The sequence below is a fragment of the Salinibacter sp. genome (genome assembly GCF_036626415.1).
Classification (GTDB): domain Bacteria; phylum Bacteroidota; class Rhodothermia; order Rhodothermales; family Salinibacteraceae; genus Salinibacter.
Genome location: NZ_JAZKRW010000230.1, coordinates 1 through 2,695 on the forward strand (window position 1 = coordinate 1; position 2,695 = coordinate 2,695).

The window sequence follows — 2,695 nt, forward strand, 5'->3', positions numbered from 1 at the left end:
CCAGCGTCCGCTTCATCTGCGGCACCCAGTCGGTGCACAAGGACCTGGAGCACGCCCTGTCCGATTTCCACGACACCGACGACACGATCCTCTACAACTCGTGCTTCGACGCCAACACGGGCCTCTTCGAGACCATCCTCGGCGAGGACGACGCCATCATCAGCGACGCGCTGAACCACGCCTCCATCATCGACGGCATCCGGCTCTGCAAGGCCGACCTCCATGTCTTCGAGCACAGCGACATGGCCGACCTGGAGGCCAAGCTGCAGGCGGCCCAGGACGCAGAAACCCGCCTGATTGCCACCGACGGCGTCTTTTCGATGGACGGGGACGTGGCCAAGCTCGACGAGATGTGTCGACTGGCCGACGCGTACGACGCGCTCGTGATGGTCGACGAGTGCCACGCCACCGGGTTCATGGGCGAGGAGGGCCGTGGGGCCAGCGAGGCGAAGGGCGTGCTCGACGAGGTGGACATCATCACCTCCACGCTCGGCAAGGCCCTCGGCGGCGCCACCGGCGGCTTCACCACCGGACGGCAGGAGATCATCGACCTGCTGCGGCAGGAGTCCCGCCCCTACCTCTTCTCCAACGCCATCGCGCCGATGATCGCCAACGCCAGCCTCAAGGTGCTGGAGATGCTGCAGACGAGCGGCGAGCGGCGCGAGAAGATCTGGGAGAACGCCCGCTACTTCCGCTCGGAAATGGAGGAGCGCGGCTTCGAGATCAAGCCGGGCGAGCATCCCATCGTGCCCATCATGTTCTACGACGCGAAGACGAGCGGCGCCATTGCCGATGAGCTGCTCGACCGCGGCATCTACGTCATCAGCTTTAGCTACCCCGTGGTGCCGGAGGGCCAGGCTCGCATCCGCGTCCAGATGTCCGCCGCTCACTCCCAGGACCAGCTCGACCGCGCCATCGACGCGTTCACCGAGGTCGCCCAGACGCACGACGTGATTTGAGGGCCCCCGGGCGCGCTGCATCAACGCGCTCCGCCCAAGAGACGAGCCGTCTTGTGGGAGGATGGCCACCTTTGTGCCCTACTCACCAGTTTAGCTCCACGCGCCGAGGCGCGGACTCAGCGCATCTGCCGGTACAGCCGTTCAACGTCGATGCGCAGCCCCGTTGTCACGGTGTGCACCGCGTAGGAGCGACGGGTGCGTCGGGAGACATCGCCCACGTTTGAGATGCGCCGGTCCGTCGACACCCGGCCGACCAGGTGCAGGTACGGCCGCAGGCGGTGCGTGAGGTGCAGGGCCCCGTCCACGTAGTTGTAGCGGAGCGGCTCCTCTGGGGTCGCTGCCGACTTTTCGTCGTACCGATAGTGGCGCCACTTCGCCTCCAGTTTGACAGTGGTAGAGGGCCGCACGTCCCACTCGATCTCTCCGTCCAGGCGAGCGTATTGGTAATTGTAGTACCCCTTGAACGCGTCAACCCGGCGGCGGAGCTTGGTGCCGATGCCCCACGAGAAGGTGTCGCTCACGTCCATGTTGTACTTCGCGCGCAGGCTGGCGTAGCGCAGCGTGTTCGTAGGATGCGACGGATCCTGTTGGCCGTCGAGGTCGCGCGCCTGGTAGTCACGGTACTGCTTCTCGCGCACACTGGCCTGGAGAAAGACCCACTGTGGACGGTCGGCCTCCCGAAAGCGCAGCCAGCTGATCAGCTGGAGGCGATGGTCGTTGTAGCTGAGTGGGGCGAGGCCGGCTTGCGTGTCGTACGTGCGCCACCGGCGCCTGTAGTCGAGCGTCAAGCTGGCCATCTCGGAAAGGCCCCACTCCAGCTGAGGGTTCATCTCCCAGTGTCGGTACGAGAAGAGGCGGGTTAGCTCGTCCCCGAGCACACTGGTGCCTACCGAGCGGTTCCACCGGCGGTCCACCTCCAGCTGCAGCGTGAGAGGGCCCGGCGCGTCGTGCGCATAGCGAAGCGCCAGGTCGTGCTCGCGTTCGTTTTGGCTGGAGAAGGTGGTGTAGTGCTGCAGGGCAGCATCGTACTCCACCGCCACCTCGTGCCGGGCGCCCAGCGCACGTTCCACCTCGATGTCGCCGCCGTGCTGGTAGATGGCGTCGCGGCGGACGAGGCTGTCGGTGCCCAGCATGGACTGGTTCTGCAGGAGCTGGTCGGGACTTTTGAAGACGTTGTCCTGCACGCCCACTCGCGTGAAGGCCGTCGCCTCCACGTCCCACTGGGCGTGGGCCGAGGGCGGAAGCGCAAGTACGAGCGTGAGCACAGCGAGTCGGTACCACATGGCGGAAAGCTCGGGAGAGGAAGAAACGACGATGCGACTGAACGCGGAAACAGAAGCGGCAGCGGACGGCCGTATGCGGGCGCCGCCGGGAGCACGCTAGAACGTCCCGTCCATGTTCGGGGCGGCGCCCGCATTCGAGCGATCCACGAGTTCAGAGACCTCGACGAGCGGGCGGTCCGGTCGCCGACCGAGCGGCCCGAGATTGAGCTGATCAAAGCGCGCCATGGGCGGCAGTCTCAGAGAGTCGGCCCCCATTTTCCTGAGGGTTTCCGCGTAGCGTGCACGGGCGGTGTCGTGGTTGGGCGCCAGGGTCATCACCTCGCGGTACCACCGGGCCCGTTCTCGCAGCCCCGCAGAGTCGGACGGGAGGGAAGACGCGAGCGCCATGCGTGGGTCGGCGTAGTCGGGCTGGACGGAAATGGCCTCCCGGAAGGCCGCGCGGGCGGCTTCAGG

At 66.4% G+C, this 2,695-nt stretch carries 2 protein-coding genes and 1 pseudogene; 1 reads left to right on the forward strand and 2 read right to left on the reverse strand.

All coding sequences use genetic code 11. The annotated features are described in order from the left end of the window. Positions 1-959, forward strand: a 959-nt coding sequence (locus V5A20_RS14025; RefSeq protein WP_332327645.1) for a glycine C-acetyltransferase, incomplete at its 5' end; no start/stop codon positions are given. A gap of 116 nt (positions 960-1,075) precedes the next feature. On the opposite strand, the gene V5A20_RS14030 is transcribed toward V5A20_RS14025, so the two are convergent. Together V5A20_RS14030 and V5A20_RS14035 are read right to left on the reverse strand one after the other, a co-directional pair. Further along, positions 1,076-2,242, reverse strand: a complete 1,167-nt coding sequence (locus V5A20_RS14030; RefSeq protein ID WP_332327646.1) for a hypothetical protein — start codon at positions 2,240-2,242, stop codon at positions 1,076-1,078. Positions 2,243-2,338: 96 nt separating this feature from the next. After that, positions 2,339-2,695 (reverse strand): annotated as a pseudogene (locus V5A20_RS14035) (hypothetical protein); the annotation flags it as partial.

Excerpts from the sequence above, each read along its gene's own strand:
- V5A20_RS14030 (WP_332327646.1), bottom strand. The coding sequence starts at position 2,242 with ATGTGGTACCGACTCGCTGTGCTCACGCTCGTACTTGCGCTTCCGCCC.